This is a genomic window from Acinetobacter sp. T_3_1, assembly GCF_025377055.1.
Taxonomy (GTDB): domain Bacteria; phylum Pseudomonadota; class Gammaproteobacteria; order Pseudomonadales; family Moraxellaceae; genus Acinetobacter; species Acinetobacter kookii.
This window is the reverse complement of record NZ_JACHVD010000006.1, coordinates 112,665-127,840: the sequence shown is the minus strand read 5'-3', so window position 1 is coordinate 127,840 and position 15,176 is coordinate 112,665. Positions and strand designations below refer to the sequence as shown.

The window sequence follows — 15,176 nt, the reverse complement described above, 5'->3', positions numbered from 1 at the left end:
CGAAGACGTATTCTCAATTTCTGGTCGTGGTACAGTAGTAACTGGCCGTGTTGAATCAGGTATCGTGAAAGTAGGCGAAGAAGTTGAAATCGTAGGTATTAAAGACACAGTTAAAACAACTGTAACTGGCGTTGAAATGTTCCGTAAACTGCTTGACGAAGGTCGTGCAGGCGAGAACTGTGGTGTTCTTCTACGTGGTACTAAACGTGAAGACGTTCAACGTGGTCAAGTATTGGCTAAGCCAGGTACAATCAAGCCGCACACTAAATTCGATGCAGAAGTATACGTACTTTCTAAAGAAGAAGGTGGTCGTCACACTCCATTCCTTAACGGTTACCGTCCACAGTTCTATTTCCGTACAACTGACGTAACTGGCGCAATCCAGTTGAAAGAAGGCGTTGAAATGGTTATGCCTGGTGACAACGTAGAAATGTCAGTAGAATTGATCCACCCAATCGCAATGGACCCAGGTCTACGTTTTGCGATCCGTGAAGGTGGTCGTACAGTTGGTGCTGGTGTTGTTGCTAAAGTAACTGCATAATAGCAAACATAAGTTAAATTACAGATCGGGGACTTAAGTTCCCGATTTGTACTGTAGGTCAGTAGTTCAATTGGTAGAGCGTCGGTCTCCAAAACCGAATGTTGGGGGTTCGAGTCCCTCCTGGCCTGCCATTTTTTTAAAAAAAAGCTTGATGCTGGTTAAATTGTCATATAATAAGTCGCGAAGCCTACGACGAGTACAAAAATGTCGAATGATAAATCGCGTGACGCATTAAGCGAAGCGCCAATTCCACAAAGAAATAATTCTGCTGAAGTTGTTAATTCTGGTTCCCCTTTAGATATTGTTCTATGGGTTATCGCATTGATTTTATTAATCGGTGCAGCCATGGTGGGTCAGTATTTGCCAGCGTATTGGGCACCTGCCAACAATGTTTGGGTGCGCGTTGGAGTAATTTTGGCTTGTATCGTAGTGGCTTTAGGTTTATTATACGCCACCCATCAAGGCAAAGGCTTTGTTCGTTTGTTGAAAGACTCTCGAATTGAGCTGCGTCGTGTGACTTGGCCGACTAAGCAGGAAACAGTGTCCACATCCTGGCATGTTCTTGCTGTTGTTGTAATAGCTGCCATTGTTTTGTGGTGTTTTGATTACATCTTGGGCTGGTTAATGAAGTTTTTTATCGGGTAAAAGAGCTATGAAACGTTGGTACATTATTCATGCCTATTCAGGTTATGAAAAACAAGTGATGCGTTCACTTAATGATCGAATCCAGCGTAGCGCTGTAGCCGATAGCTTTGGTGAAGTCCTGGTTCCTACCGAAGAAGTGGTAGAGATGAAGGATGGCAAGAAGCGTAAATCAGAGCGTAAATTCTTTCCTGGCTATGTATTGGTCGAAATGGAAATGAATGATGATACCTGGCACATTGTTAAAGAGTGTCCAAAAGTATTGGGTTTCATTGGTGGTACAGCAGAGAAACCTGCACCAATTACGCAAAAAGAAGCTGATGCGATTCTTGCACGTGTACGCAATACTGGTGAAGCGCCTCGTCCTAAGACGATGTTTGAGCCAGGCGAAGAATTACTCGTTATTGATGGTCCATTCACAGACTTTAAAGGTGTGGTGGAAGAAGTTCTTTACGAGAAGTCACGTTTAACGTTGACAATCAATGTATTCAATCGTCCAACTCAGGTTGAGCTCGAATTTCGTCAAGTCGAAAAAGCGAACTGATCTAAGCTGGATTGAAAACGCCCGATTTGTTATGGATCGGGCATTGTTGTTGTAACAGTTTTGTTACGTGAATAATGTTGGGGAGCCTAGCGGCGTTTGTACCCAGAGGTAATTTGAAATGGCTAAGAAGATTGACGGCTATATCAAGCTGCAAGTTCCAGCTGGTAAAGCGAATCCATCTCCACCGATTGGTCCTGCACTAGGTCAACGTGGTGTTAACATCATGGCATTCTGTAAAGAATTCAATGCTGCAACACAAAAAGTTGAACCAGGTCTTCCAATTCCTGTAGTGATTACTGTGTACAACGACAAGTCGTTCACATTCATCATGAAAACTCCACCTGCTGCTATTCTTCTTAAGAAAGCTGCTGGTATTCAAAAGGGTTCAGCTGTACCGAACAAAACTAAAGTTGGTAAGTTGACTCGCGCTCAGTTAGAAGAAATTGCGACTACTAAAGAACCAGATTTAACTGGTGCTGATTTAGACGCACGTGTACGTACCATTGCTGGTTCTGCGCGTTCTATGGGCTTGGAAGTGGAGCTATAAGACATGGCAAAGTTAACTAAACGTCAAAAAGCCATTGCTGCTGCTGTAGAAGCAAACAAAGTTTACACTTTGGAAGAAGCGGTACAAGTTTTAACTAGCCTTCCTGCTGCTAAATTCAAAGAATCTTTGGATGTATCAGTAAACCTGGGTGTTGACCCTCGTAAATCTGACCAGGTTGTTCGTGGCGCGACTACACTTCCTGCAGGTACAGGTAAAACTGTACGTGTTGCTGTGTTTGCTCAAGGCGCTGCTGCTGAAGCTGCTAAAGCTGAAGGCGCAGACATCGTTGGTTTTGATGACCTTGCTGAAAGCATCCAAGCGGGTAACCTTGACTTTGACGTTGTAATTGCTGCTCCAGATGCAATGCGCGTTGTAGGTAAACTTGGTACGATTCTTGGTCCACGTGGCTTAATGCCAAACCCTAAAGTGGGTACAGTAACTCCTGACGTAGCTGGCGCGGTTAAAAACGCTAAAGCTGGTCAAGCACGTTACCGTGTAGACAAAGCGGGTATCATCCACGCTGCGATCGGTCAAGTTGGCTTTGAAGCTGCTGCTGTTCGTCAAAACGTTGAAGCTCTTGTAGCTGACCTTAAGAAAGCAAAACCTGCTACTTCTAAAGGTGTTTACATTAAAAAGATCACTTTAAGCTCAACTATGGGTCCTGGTCTTACTATTGATGTAGCAAACGTAACTAACTAAGTTTGACTTAGAAAAGAATTTTAAAGCCCTGAGTAAAAATCAAAGCGCTGCTTTGATTTTTACGCAAGATAAGAAATAGGCTTCACTCGAAGCGTAGCTTCTTGTCTTGCGTGTCGGCAAAGCGATGCTTTGCTGATCGCCCCTCAGGCAAACTTTGAATTGATAAATGTAAATTTGTCAGCGTCAAAGACCTCGGGCGAGGGGAGTTCTTTGGAACTCACTTCTTAAAAGTCCAGTCCGAGTAGACGCGGTGGTGTGATTTGTTCATCCTCCGCGTGTAAGTCCAGTGATGGCCTTACGAATTGGGAGTGTACTTCTTTGTAAGTGCATAAATCACCGTTAGGAGGTTTTACAATGGCTCTTCTTATCGAAGGCAAAAAACAGATCGTAGCTGAAGTAGCTGAAGTTGCTTCTACTGCATTTGCTGCTGTTGTTGCTGACTACCAAGGTTTAACTGTTGAGCAATTAACTGCTCTTCGTGTTGAAGCTCGTAAACTAGGTGTTCACACACGTATCGTGCGTAACACTTTGGCTAAACGTGCTCTTCAAGATACTCAATTCAATATCTTGAATGACAACCTTGTTGGCCCAACAATCTTAGCTTTCTCAACTTCTGAAGACGACATGGGTGCTGCTGCTCGCTTGTTTGAAGAATTTGCTAAAACGAACAAAGCATTTGAACTTAAAGCTGCTGCATTTGACGGCAAAGTTTATCAAGGTGCTGAAGTTAGCGTTATCGCAAACCTTCCAAACCAAGAAAAAGCGCTTACCATGCTTGCAAACGTTCTTCAAGCTCCTATTTCGAAATTGGGTCGCCTTATTACTGCGCTCAAAGAGAAAAACGAGTCAGAAGCTGCATAAGCTTAAATTTACTTTCACACCATTCAATCCCCATTTGGAGTTATTCTCATGGCTTTAACTAACGAAGAAATCCTAAACGCAGTAGCTGAAAAAACTGTTCTTGAACTTGTTGAACTTATTTCTGCTTTCGAAGAAAAATTCAACGTATCTGCTGCTGCTGTAGCTGTTGCTGCTGCTCCTGGTGCTGCTGCTGCTGCTGAAGAACAAACTGAATTCAACGTTGAGTTGACTTCTTTCGGTGCTAACAAAGTAGCTGTAATTAAAGCAGTTCGTGAAATCACTGGTCTTGGCTTGAAAGAAGCTAAAGACATGGTTGAAGGCGCTCCTTCAGTTCTTAAAGAAGGCGTTTCTAAAGAAGAAGCTGAAGAACTTAAGAAAAAACTTGAAGAAACTGGTGCTACAGTTACTGTTAAGTAATTTCGATCGGGGTCTAATTTTAAATTGACCCCAAAAATTGGCTGATGGCTCTTGGGTCATCAGCCTTTTTGCGTTACAATTATCGGCTCGATTTTTGTTTGATTGGTGTAAAAAAGCATCAATTATTATAATAATCAATAATATCAAACGTTTATCAATATTTTTTATATTTGAAAATATTGCTAAGCGTTTTAATACCACTAAAAATTGCAGCATTTGTAAAAAGTGGTGGCCATATCGGCCTGTGTAATTCCTTCTAGGTCCGTTCTGCAGGCGGGCTTAGTTTACTTTCCGAGGACTCCAGATGGCATACTCATATACCGAAAAGAAACGGATCCGTAAGAATTTTGGTAAATTGCCTAGCGTCATGGATGCTCCGTACTTGCTCGCGATTCAGGTCGACTCGTACCGAACATTCTTACAAGATGGCAAAACACCAAAAAACCGCGAAGATATCGGTCTCCAAGCCGCATTTCGTTCAGTTTTTCCTATTGAAAGTTATTCTGGCAATGCTGCTTTAGAATTTGTTGAGTATAGTCTTGGTAAGCCTGAGTTTGACGTGCGTGAATGTATTTTACGCGGTTCAACTTATGCAGCACCAATGCGTGTAAAAATTCGTTTGATCTTGAAAGATCGCGAAACCAAATCAATTAAAGACGTACGTGAACAAGAAGTGTACATGGGTGAAATGCCGCTCATGACAGAAAACGGTACTTTTGTCATCAATGGTACTGAGCGTGTAATCGTATCTCAATTACACCGTTCACCAGGTGTGTTCTTTGACCACGATAAAGGCAAAACACATTCTAGCGGTAAAGTTCTTTATTCTGCACGTATCATTCCTTACCGTGGTTCATGGCTGGATTTCGAATTCGATGCCAAAGATCTGGTCTACGTTCGTATTGACCGTCGTCGTAAATTGCTTGCGACTGTGGTTCTTCGTGCCTTGGGTTATAGCAACGAACAAATCCTGGACATGTTCTACGAAAAAGTACCTGTGTATCTTGACATGGGTAGCTACCAGATTGACCTGGTTCCAGAACGCCTGCGTGGCGAAATGGCGCAATTCGACATTGCCGACAACGACGGCAAAGTGATTGTAGAGCAAGGTAAACGTATCAATGCGCGTCACGTACGTCAAATGGAAGCTGCTGGCTTGACCAAGCTTTCAGTTCCTGATGAGTACCTGTACGAGCGTATTACTGCTGAAGACATCACCTTGCGTGATGGCGATGTGATTCCAGCCAATACCGTATTGAGCCATGAGATCATGGTGAAATTGGCTGAAGGCGGCGTAAAACAATTTAACGTATTGTTCACCAATGACATCGATCGCGGTTCATTCATTGCTGACTCTTTACGTGCCGATACAACCACTGGTCGCGAAGAAGCACTGGTAGAAATCTACAAAGTGATGCGTCCAGGCGAGCCACCAACAAAAGAAGCTGCCGAGAACCTGTTCAACAACCTGTTCTTCTCTTCTGAACGTTATGACTTGTCGCCAGTCGGCCGTATGAAGTTCAACCGTCGTTTGGGTCGTCCTTACGAAGTGGGTACTGACCAGAAGTCACGTGAAGTTGAAGGCATCTTGTCTAACGAAGATATCACTGATGTACTTAAAACATTGGTTGAAATTCGTAACGGTAAAGGTGAAGTCGACGATATCGACCATTTAGGTAACCGTCGTGTTCGTTCTGTTGGTGAAATGACAGAAAACCAGTTCCGTGTTGGTCTGGTTCGTGTAGAACGTGCTGTAAAAGAACGTTTAAGCCAAGCTGAAACTGACAACCTGTCTCCGCAAGATTTAATCAACGCGAAACCTGTTGCTGCTGCAATCAAAGAATTTTTTGGTTCAAGCCAGTTGTCTCAGTTCATGGACCAGAACAACCCGTTGTCTGAAATTACACACAAACGTCGTGTATCAGCGCTTGGTCCTGGTGGTTTGACACGTGAACGTGCGGGCTTCGAAGTACGTGACGTACATCAAACTCACTACGGCCGTGTGTGTCCAATTGAGACGCCTGAAGGTCCAAACATTGGTTTGATCAACTCATTGTCTGTATATGCCAAAGCAAACAACTTCGGTTTCCTGGAAACACCTTACCGTAAAGTGGTTGAAGGCCGTGTAACGGATGAAGTTGAATACTTATCTGCAATTGAAGAAGTAGGTACTGTGATTGCACAGGCCGACTCTAGTGTAGATAAAGATGGCAACCTGACTGAAGAATTCGTTTCTGTACGTCACCAAGGTGAATTCGTACGTATGCCTCCTGAAAAAGTGACGCATATGGACGTATCTGCTCAGCAGGTTGTATCTGTTGCAGCATCACTGATTCCATTCCTTGAACACGATGATGCGAACCGTGCATTGATGGGTTCAAACATGCAACGTCAGGCTGTTCCTACGTTGATCGCCGACAAGCCGCTTGTTGGTACCGGTATGGAAGCAAACGTAGCACATGACTCAGGTGTATGTGTTCTTGCGAAACGTGGTGGTCGCATCGAATTTGTAGACGCGTCTCGTGTTGTTATTCGTGTCAACGAAGACGAAATGGTTGCGGGTGAAGCGGGTGTAGATATCTACAACCTGATCAAATACACACGTTCAAACCAGAACACCTGTATCAACCAGAAAGTTCTGGTGAAACTGGGTGATCAAGTTGGTCGTGGTGACGTTCTTGCTGATGGTCCATCAACTGATGGCGGTGAATTGGCACTGGGTCAAAACATGCGCGTAGCGTTCATGACCTGGAACGGTTACAACTACGAAGACTCGATCTTGTTATCTGAACGCGTTCTTCAAGAAGACCGTTTAACGTCGATTCACATTCAGGAATTGTCATGTGTGGCGCGTGATACCAAGTTAGGTGCAGAAGAAATTACTGCCGATATTCCTAACGTTGGCGAAGCTGCACTGTCTAAACTGGACGAATCAGGTATTGTTTACATCGGTGCTGAAGTAACAGCGGGTGACATCCTGGTTGGTAAAGTCACACCTAAAGGTGAAACGCAGTTAACTCCGGAAGAAAAACTGCTTCGTGCAATTTTCGGTGAAAAAGCAGCTGACGTGAAAGACTCTTCTTTACGCGTGTCTTCAGGCGTGAAAGGTACAGTAATTGATGTTCAAGTGTTTACACGTGATGGTCTTGAAAAAGACGAACGTGCTCAAGCCATTGAAAAAGCGCAATTGGATGCTTACCGTAAAGACTTGAAAGAAGAATTCAAAATCTTCGAAGAAGCAGCGCGTGAACGTATTGTTCGTCTGTTGAAAGGTCAGGAATCTAACGGTGGCGGTACCACTAAACGCGGTGACAAGCTGACTGAAGACGTATTGTCTGGTTTAGAGCTGGTTGACTTGCTGGATATCCAGCCAAGTGATGAAGCGATCGCTGAGCGCTTAACTCAAATTCAAGTGTTCCTGAAAGAGAAGAGCCAAGAGATTGACGAGAAATTTGCAGAGAAAAAACGCAAACTTTCTACGGGCGATGAACTGACTACTGGCGTTCTGAAAGTGGTTAAGGTTTACCTTGCAGTTAAACGTCGCATCCAGCCGGGTGATAAGATGGCGGGTCGTCACGGTAACAAGGGTGTTGTATCAAACATTCTGCCTGTTGAAGACATGCCACACGATGCCAATGGTGTACCTGTAGACGTGGTTCTTAACCCGCTAGGCGTACCGTCACGTATGAACGTGGGTCAGATTCTGGAAACTCACTTGGGTATGGCAGCTAAAGGCCTTGGCGATCAAATCGACAAGATGCTGAAAGAGCAACGTACCGTGCTTGAGCTTCGTGACTTCCTGGACAAGATTTACAACAAAGTTGGCGGTCAGCAAGAAGATCTTGACAGCCTGACTGATGATGAAATCTTGGCATTGTCAGGTAACCTTCGTAAGGGTGTTCCTTTAGCGACTCCTGTATTCGATGGTGCTGAAGAATCGCAAATCAAAGAATTGCTTGAACTTGGTGGCATTTCACGTACCGGTCAAACCGTATTGTATGATGGTCGTACCGGTGAGCGTTTTGACCGTCCAGTAACTGTAGGTTACATGTACATGCTGAAACTGAACCACTTGGTTGATGACAAGATGCATGCGCGTTCTACAGGTTCTTACTCTCTAGTAACGCAACAACCATTGGGTGGTAAAGCCCAGTTCGGTGGTCAGCGTTTCGGTGAGATGGAAGTCTGGGCACTGGAAGCATACGGTGCAGCTTATACGCTTCAAGAAATGCTTACTGTTAAGTCGGATGACGTTGAAGGCCGTACCCGCATCTATAAGAACATTGTAGATGGCAACCATTATATGGATCCGGGCATGCCTGAATCGTTCAACGTATTGACTAAAGAGATCCGTTCTTTAGGTATCAACATTGAACTGAAAAATGGTGACTAATTAAATCCCCCTGACCCCCTTTTCCAAAGGGGGAAAGTTCCCCTCTTTATTAAAGAGGGGCTAGGGGAGATTCCAAATTTCAGTTAAAAAACAATATTTGTGACCCAGTTGTGAAGTGAAAATCTCCACAACACACGGAGAAAAAAATTGAAAGACTTGCTCGATATCATGCGCAAAAAGACGGATTCTGATGGTCATGCTCCAGTAGAGTTTGATCGCATCCGTATTGGTCTTGCGTCACCAGAAATGATTAAGTCATGGTCTCATGGTGAAGTTAAAAAGCCAGAGACAATCAACTACCGTACCTTCAAACCTGAACGTGACGGTTTGTTCTGTGCCAAAATCTTTGGTCCAGTCAAAGATTACGAATGCTTGTGTGGTAAATACAAGCGTATGAAATACAAAGGCGTCATTTGTGAAAAATGTGGCGTTGAAGTAACAACTGCGAAAGTTCGTCGTGAACGTATGGGTCACATCGAATTGGCTTCTCCAGTTGCACACATCTGGTTCCTGAAATCATTGCCAAGCCGTATCGGTTTGCTTCTAGATATGACTTTACGTGATATCGAACGCGTATTGTATTTCGAATCTTACGTTGTGACTGATCCAGGTATGACTCCGCTTGAGAAATACCAGCTTCTGAACGATGAAGAATACTTCACTGCGCTAGAAGAACACGGTGATGAATTCAGCGCGAAAATGGGTGCAGAAGCTGTTCAGGACTTGTTGAAAGACATCGATCTTGAAGCTGAAATTTCACGTCTGCGTGAAGAAATTCCTAATACAACTTCAGAAACGAAGCTTAAAAAAGCGTCTAAACGTTTGAAGTTGATGGAAGCATTCAAAGAGTCAAACAACAAGCCAGAATGGATGGTGTTAACTGTATTGCCAGTTCTTCCACCAGACCTTCGTCCGTTGGTTCCTCTTGAGGGCGGTCGTTTCGCGACTTCTGATTTGAACGATCTTTACCGTCGTGTAATCAACCGTAACAACCGTTTGAAACGTCTTCTTGACCTTGCGGCTCCAGACATCATCGTACGTAACGAAAAACGTATGTTGCAAGAGTCTGTAGATGCATTGCTGGATAACGGCCGTCGTGGTCGTGCAATTACCGGTTCGAACAAACGTCCGCTTAAATCTTTGGCAGACATGATCAAAGGTAAACAAGGTCGTTTCCGTCAAAACTTGTTGGGTAAACGTGTTGACTACTCTGGCCGTTCGGTAATTACTGTAGGTCCATCTTTACGTTTACACCAATGTGGTCTTCCGAAGAAGATGGCACTTGAACTGTTCAAGCCATTCATCTTTGCGAAACTGCAAGCGTCTGGTCAAGCAACAACCATTAAAGCTGCGAAGAAAATGGTTGAACGCGAAACACCGGAAGTTTGGGACGTTCTTGCTCACGTGATCCGTCAACATCCTGTGATGTTGAACCGTGCGCCAACCCTTCACCGTTTGGGTCTTCAAGCATTTGAACCGACCCTGATTGAAGGTAAAGCCATCCGTCTACACCCACTCGTATGTGCTGCGTTTAACGCCGACTTCGACGGTGACCAAATGGCGGTACACGTACCATTAACGCTTGAAGCTCAGTTAGAAGCGCGTGCGTTAATGATGTCAACCAACAACATCTTGTCTCCTGCGAACGGTGAGCCAATTATCGTACCTTCTCAGGACGTGGTCTTGGGCTTGTATTACATCACGCGTGATGCGATCAATGCCAAAGGTGAAGGCATGGTGTTTGCGGATACTGACGAAGTAAACCGTGCACTTGCAACAGGTCAGGTAGACTTGCACGCTCGCGTTAAAGCACGTGTACACCAGACTGTAATTGATGACAATGGCAACCGTGAACAACAAACCATTATTGTTGACACAACGCCTGGTCGCTGCCTGCTTTGGGAAGTTGTTCCTGAAGGTATGGACTTCCAGCAAATTAACCTTGAGATGACCAAGAAAAACATCTCTAAGTTAATTAACTCTTGCTACCGTAAACTGGGTCTGAAAGATACCGTTATCTTTGCTGACCAGTTGATGTACCTGGGCTTCCGTCAAGCGACGCGTTCTGGTGTATCTGTTGGTATGGAAGACATGCTGATTCCACCAGCGAAATACTCGATCATCGAAAAAGCAGAAGTTGAAGTTCGTGAAATCGAACAGCAATTCGAACAAGGTTTCGTAACTGCCGGTGAACGTTATAACAAGGTAGTCGATATCTGGGCGCGTACCAACGACCAGGTTGCTAAAGCGATGATGGACAACTTGTCTTTCACTACTGTTAAGAACAAACAGGGCGAAGACGAGAAACAGAAATCATTCAACAGTATCTACATGATGTCTGACTCGGGTGCCCGTGGTTCCGCAGCTCAGATTCGTCAGTTGGCAGGTATGCGTGGTTTGATGGCGAAACCGGATGGTTCGATCATTGAAACCCCAATTAAAGCCAACTTCCGTGAAGGTTTGACCGTACTTCAGTACTTCATCTCGACACACGGTGCGCGTAAAGGTTTGGCCGATACAGCACTTAAAACAGCAAACTCTGGTTACCTGACCCGTCGTCTGGTAGACGTAGCGCAAGACTTGGTGATTACCGAGCCTGATTGCGGTACTTTAGGCGGTCTTGTGATGACTCCGTTCATTCAGGGCGGTGACGTAATCGAGAACTTAGGTACTCGAGTATTGGGTCGTGTTGTTGCTGAAGACGTGAAGAAAGTCGGTTCTGACGAAGTGATTCTTCCACGTAATACCTTGATTGACGAAAAAATCGCAGCCTTCCTTGAAGAAGCTGGTGTCGATGAAGTTAAAGTACGTTCAGTGGTTTCTTGTGAATCTACCTTCGGTGTATGTGCGAAATGTTACGGTCGTGACCTTGCACGCGGTCACTTGGTGAACCCAGGTGAATCGGTAGGTGTAATGGCCGCTCAATCAATTGGTGAGCCAGGTACACAGTTAACGATGCGTACGTTCCACGTGGGTGGTGCTGCGAGCCGAACTTCTGCTGCAAACAGCGTACAAGTTCGTAACAAGGGTACAGTACGTTTCCATAACGTGAAGACAGTACAACATGCCAAAGGTCACCTGGTATCAACTTCACGTTCAGGTGAAATCGGTATTGCGGATGACTTAGGTCGTGAACGCGAACGCTATAAACTTCCTTACGGTGCATCTATCTTGTTGAAAGATGGTGAAGCTGTAGAGGCAGGCGGTATCGTGGCGACTTGGGATCCACATACACATCCACTTGTGACAGAAGTTGCTGGTAAAGTACGTTTCAGCCAGATCGCTGATGGCGTAACTGTGACCTCGAAAACTGATGATGCAACAGGTATGACCACAATCGAAATCTTGCCAGTGACTTCACGTCCTGCGTCAGGTAAAGATTTACGTCCTGCAGTTGTGCTTGACACAGTTGATGGCGGCGAACAGTTCTACTTCTTGCCACAAAACACGATTCTTTCTGTCCGTGATGGCGAAACGATTGGTGTGGGTGATGTCATCGGTCGTGTACCACAAGAATCTTCACGTACCCGTGATATTACCGGTGGTCTGCCACGCGTAGCTGACTTGTTCGAAGCACGTAAACCGAAAGAACACGCAATTCTTGCTGAAATTTCTGGTGTGGTAAGTTTTGGTAAAGAGACCAAAGGCAAGAACCGTCTGGTGATCACTCCGGATGATGGCTCAGAGATCTACGAAGAGTTAATTCCGAAATGGCGTACCATCAACGTGTTCGAAGGCGAGCATGTGAACCGTGGTGAAACCATTTCTGATGGTCCACAGAACCCGCATGACATCTTACGTCTGAAAGGTGAAGTGGCGTTGACCAATTACATCGTGAACGAAGTTCAGGACGTATACCGTCTGCAAGGTGTAAAAATCAACGATAAACACATTGAAGTTATCGTGCGTCAAATGTTGCGTAAAGTTGACATCACTGACGGTGGCGATACCAGCTTCATTAAAGGCGAACAAGTGGATTACATCCGCGTGATGCAAGAGAACCAAGCTGTTCTTGCGCAGAACAAGTTCCCTGCGAAGTTTGAACGTCAATTGATGGGTATTACCAAAGCATCGCTTTCTACTGACTCGTTCATCTCTGCTGCATCGTTCCAGGAAACAACACGTGTGTTAACTGAAGCGGCTGTAACAGGTAAAGAAGATGATTTACGTGGCTTGAAAGAAAACGTTGTCGTGGGTCGCTTGATTCCAGCTGGTACTGGTCTGGCTTACCACTTGGAACGTCGTCGTCAAGAAGCAGAAGCTGCAGAACATGCGCTTGTAAATGACTTCTCTGATGTAGACCAAGCATTAAGCCAAGCATTTAACCAAGAATTCTAATTCGACGTTAAATGACTCAAAAAAGATGCCTTCGGGCGTCTTTTTTTATGCACTTATTTTGGGGAGATATTTTAGGGTCTACGCGGAATATCAAATGTGTTTATCGAAAGATAAGCACTCTTAATTAATACTGAAATCGTTTCTAGGTTGAATGAGATTGAAATAAGCTCATTTCTCCGTAGTAGAATGGCTTTGGATAAACTGATTTACCGCTTGAGTATAGGAATTATTTTGTCCAAGTGACTGATTGATTTCTCTATGGGAAAGCGGGACAGGCAATAACTGGGCTTTAGTCCCCAATTTCTGTGCTTGCTGAATAAATTGCTGTGCCTGGGTACAGGGCTGGTCTGGCCGAATGGTGGAGCATACCGCGAGAAATGCCGGTAAAGTCTGGTGCAGTTGAGAGATGGGAGAAAGTGCTTTCCAGTTTGACGGCTGATTTCCAAAGGCCTGATCATAAAACCGTGCATGTCGGGTTTGCATAATGGTTTCGACATTATAGGCAGCGCTGTCTAACGCCACTGTGGCAAGCCAGGGCTGGGGCTGTGATGTCAGCCAGAGGGGGCGGGTGCTGAGCAGGCTGACCAAGTGTGCACCTGCTGAATGTCCCATCAGAACCAAACGTTTGGGGTCCGCGCGCCAATTTTGAGCCTGGTTTTGGATATGGATGAGTGCTTCTGCAATATCCCGTGTTTGTTGTTGTACGGTGACCTCAGGAACCAGTCGGTAGTTGAGGGAAATAAATATCCAGTTGTGTTTGTTCCAATAAGACCTTTTGTTTTCGACTACAGCAGCATTATTTTTATCTCCAATGCTCCAGGCTCCACCATGGACCATCACCATGATTGGTGCTGGTATTTTATCTGTGAAAGCTTTGGTGGGGAAATAAACATCCATGGCCTGTTGAGGAGAAGGCCCATAAGTCATATTTTTCAGTACTTTGGTTTTATTCATTAAACGGGTATCAGAAGAATCCGGATAGGCCGGCGAATTGCAACACAGCAATGTAAATATCAAGCAAAGGCATTTTTTCATTTTATTGATCCTTCCCATTTAAATAACTTTAAATGAAGCCGCTGTTTAAAATTTTTCTTATAAAGTTATGCATCTATTACAATACTTGAACTAATTTCGGGCCACTGAAATCGGGCAGTTCCAGCTTTTGGAATTTTAATTAAAATTATATTACAACATTCAACATTAAAACTTGGAAAAGTAACACTACGCTGATATTAACTTCACACTCATGACTTATGCTGTAACAAATAGCCAAAAGGACATATCTCATGAAAAAGTTAATGAGCGTGATGGCAATGGCAACCCTGTCAACTTTTATGCTGGTGGGTTGTGACTCGATGTCTCCAAGAGAGCAACGTATTGGTGCAGCTGCACTCGGTGGTGCAGTTGGTGGTGGTGTGGGTAATCAGGTTGGCGGCGGTATCGGTGCAGCTGTCGGTGGCGGTGCCGGTGCAGCGGTAGGCAGTAAAACCCAAGGGGGGTCTAACCGTAATGCGACCTATAGTGGTGTCGGTGGTGCGATTGGTTCTGCAGTAGGTAAAAGTGTCTTTGGGGGGAATGCCGGGGCTGCCATAGGTGGAGCCATTGGTGGTGGTGCAGGTGCTGCCATCGAACAGAAAAGACGTTAATGAAATTTAGAATTTGAATAAAAAGCGCTTGTTGATCAGGCGCTTTTTTGTCAATTACGGCTGGCCTTTGGTTTTTTACGACGGATATAAACTATTTTTTGTACCTCGGCAATCCGTACTCCTGATTCGTCAAAAATGTTTAAATTATAGTTTCGATAGACAGGCTCGTGATTTTCAGCAAGTTGTTTGATCCGGTCAATTTCTGTTGAATCTAGACGGATATCTGCATACACCGTGCCACGACCGGGTGAGAGGAATTGTATGGAGGCAGATTTATCCCAAACAATATATTTTGAACCCAGATGATGCATCAAAATCAGCATATAAAAAGGATCGACCATCGAATATAAACTGCCGCCAAAATGTACACCGACGATATTTTGATTTTTACGGGTTAAAGGCATTTTGATGCGGATATGGTAATTTGCCAGATCAACTTTATCAATTTCAATCCCTGCACCGCGGTAAGGTGCATAGCGATTTAATAAAAATTTAGAAATGGCAGGAATTGTCTGTAGTTTTTTTAAAAGGCTCATTTTGGTCAATTG

At 44.5% G+C, this 15,176-nt stretch carries 12 protein-coding genes and 1 tRNA gene; 11 read left to right on the top strand and 2 right to left on the bottom strand.

The window, feature by feature from the left end; all coding sequences use genetic code 11:
• The 10 genes from H4I94_RS08600 to rpoC form a co-directional block, all read left to right on the top strand.
• Positions 1-541: EF-Tu/IF-2/RF-3 family GTPase (locus tag H4I94_RS08600; RefSeq protein ID WP_261182806.1), on the top strand; the 541-nt coding region annotated here is incomplete at its 5' end.
• A 55-nt stretch (positions 542-596) separates the two neighbouring features.
• Positions 597-672, top strand: a tRNA-Trp gene (locus H4I94_RS08595).
• A 73-nt stretch (positions 673-745) separates the two neighbouring features.
• Positions 746-1,186, top strand: a complete 441-nt coding sequence (gene secE / locus H4I94_RS08590) for a preprotein translocase subunit SecE (RefSeq protein WP_092820249.1) — start codon at positions 746-748, stop codon at positions 1,184-1,186.
• A 7-nt stretch (positions 1,187-1,193) separates the two neighbouring features.
• Positions 1,194-1,727 carry a transcription termination/antitermination protein NusG gene (gene nusG / locus H4I94_RS08585; RefSeq protein ID WP_086197255.1) on the top strand — a complete coding sequence of 178 codons (534 nt, stop codon included), beginning with the start codon at positions 1,194-1,196 and terminating at the stop codon, positions 1,725-1,727.
• A gap of 118 nt (positions 1,728-1,845) precedes the next feature.
• Entirely contained in the window at positions 1,846-2,274 is a 429-nt protein-coding gene (gene rplK, locus H4I94_RS08580) for a 50S ribosomal protein L11 (protein ID WP_034587972.1), read from the top strand.
• A 3-nt stretch (positions 2,275-2,277) separates the two neighbouring features.
• A complete protein-coding gene (gene rplA / locus H4I94_RS08575) occupies positions 2,278-2,973 on the top strand; it encodes a 50S ribosomal protein L1 (RefSeq protein ID WP_092820248.1) in 696 nt (231 codons plus the stop codon).
• A gap of 354 nt (positions 2,974-3,327) precedes the next feature.
• The gene (rplJ, locus tag H4I94_RS08570; protein WP_004813562.1) at positions 3,328-3,834 is read left to right on the top strand and encodes a 50S ribosomal protein L10; all 507 of its coding nucleotides are present in this window, start codon (positions 3,328-3,330) and stop codon (positions 3,832-3,834) included.
• 48 nt (positions 3,835-3,882) lie between these two features.
• Complete coding sequence (rplL, locus tag H4I94_RS08565; protein ID WP_092820247.1) at positions 3,883-4,251, top strand: 50S ribosomal protein L7/L12; 369 nt, start codon at positions 3,883-3,885, stop codon at positions 4,249-4,251.
• Positions 4,252-4,555: 304 nt separating this feature from the next.
• Positions 4,556-8,644 (top strand): DNA-directed RNA polymerase subunit beta, encoded by a 4,089-nt coding sequence (rpoB, locus tag H4I94_RS08560; protein WP_261182805.1) that lies wholly within the window; start codon positions 4,556-4,558, stop codon positions 8,642-8,644.
• Between the two features lie 147 nt (positions 8,645-8,791).
• Positions 8,792-12,982 (top strand): DNA-directed RNA polymerase subunit beta', encoded by a 4,191-nt coding sequence (gene rpoC / locus H4I94_RS08555; protein WP_131273149.1) that lies wholly within the window; start codon positions 8,792-8,794, stop codon positions 12,980-12,982.
• Between the two features lie 168 nt (positions 12,983-13,150).
• Here the strand turns inward: rpoC and H4I94_RS08550 are convergent, their stop codons facing one another.
• Positions 13,151-14,017 carry an alpha/beta hydrolase gene (locus tag H4I94_RS08550; protein WP_261182804.1) on the bottom strand — a complete coding sequence of 289 codons (867 nt, stop codon included), beginning with the start codon at positions 14,015-14,017 and terminating at the stop codon, positions 13,151-13,153.
• 251 nt (positions 14,018-14,268) lie between these two features.
• Here H4I94_RS08550 and H4I94_RS08545 point away from each other — a divergent pair, with 251 nt between their 5' ends.
• On the top strand, positions 14,269-14,628 hold the full coding sequence (locus tag H4I94_RS08545) for a DNA transfer protein p32 (RefSeq protein WP_092820242.1): 360 nt from the start codon (positions 14,269-14,271) through the stop codon (positions 14,626-14,628).
• A 50-nt stretch (positions 14,629-14,678) separates the two neighbouring features.
• Here the strand turns inward: H4I94_RS08545 and H4I94_RS08540 are convergent, their stop codons facing one another.
• Positions 14,679-15,164 carry a PaaI family thioesterase gene (locus H4I94_RS08540; RefSeq protein WP_092820241.1) on the bottom strand — a complete coding sequence of 162 codons (486 nt, stop codon included), beginning with the start codon at positions 15,162-15,164 and terminating at the stop codon, positions 14,679-14,681.
• Between the last annotated feature and the right edge of the window lie 12 nt (positions 15,165-15,176).

Bases quoted from the DNA above. Each gene is read 5' to 3' on its own strand.
- secE (WP_092820249.1), top strand. From the start codon at position 746: ATGTCGAATGATAAATCGCGTGACGCATTAAGCGAAGCGCCAATTCCA.
- nusG (WP_086197255.1), top strand. From the start codon at position 1,194: ATGAAACGTTGGTACATTATTCATGCCTATTCAGGTTATGAAAAACAA.
- rplK (WP_034587972.1), top strand. From the start codon at position 1,846: ATGGCTAAGAAGATTGACGGCTATATCAAGCTGCAAGTTCCAGCTGGT.
- rplA (WP_092820248.1), top strand. From the start codon at position 2,278: ATGGCAAAGTTAACTAAACGTCAAAAAGCCATTGCTGCTGCTGTAGAA.
- rplJ (WP_004813562.1), top strand. From the start codon at position 3,328: ATGGCTCTTCTTATCGAAGGCAAAAAACAGATCGTAGCTGAAGTAGCT.
- rplL (WP_092820247.1), top strand. From the start codon at position 3,883: ATGGCTTTAACTAACGAAGAAATCCTAAACGCAGTAGCTGAAAAAACT.
- rpoB (WP_261182805.1), top strand. From the start codon at position 4,556: ATGGCATACTCATATACCGAAAAGAAACGGATCCGTAAGAATTTTGGT.
- H4I94_RS08550 (WP_261182804.1), bottom strand. From the start codon at position 14,017: ATGAAAAAATGCCTTTGCTTGATATTTACATTGCTGTGTTGCAATTCG.
- H4I94_RS08545 (WP_092820242.1), top strand. From the start codon at position 14,269: ATGAAAAAGTTAATGAGCGTGATGGCAATGGCAACCCTGTCAACTTTT.
- H4I94_RS08540 (WP_092820241.1), bottom strand. From the start codon at position 15,164: ATGAGCCTTTTAAAAAAACTACAGACAATTCCTGCCATTTCTAAATTT.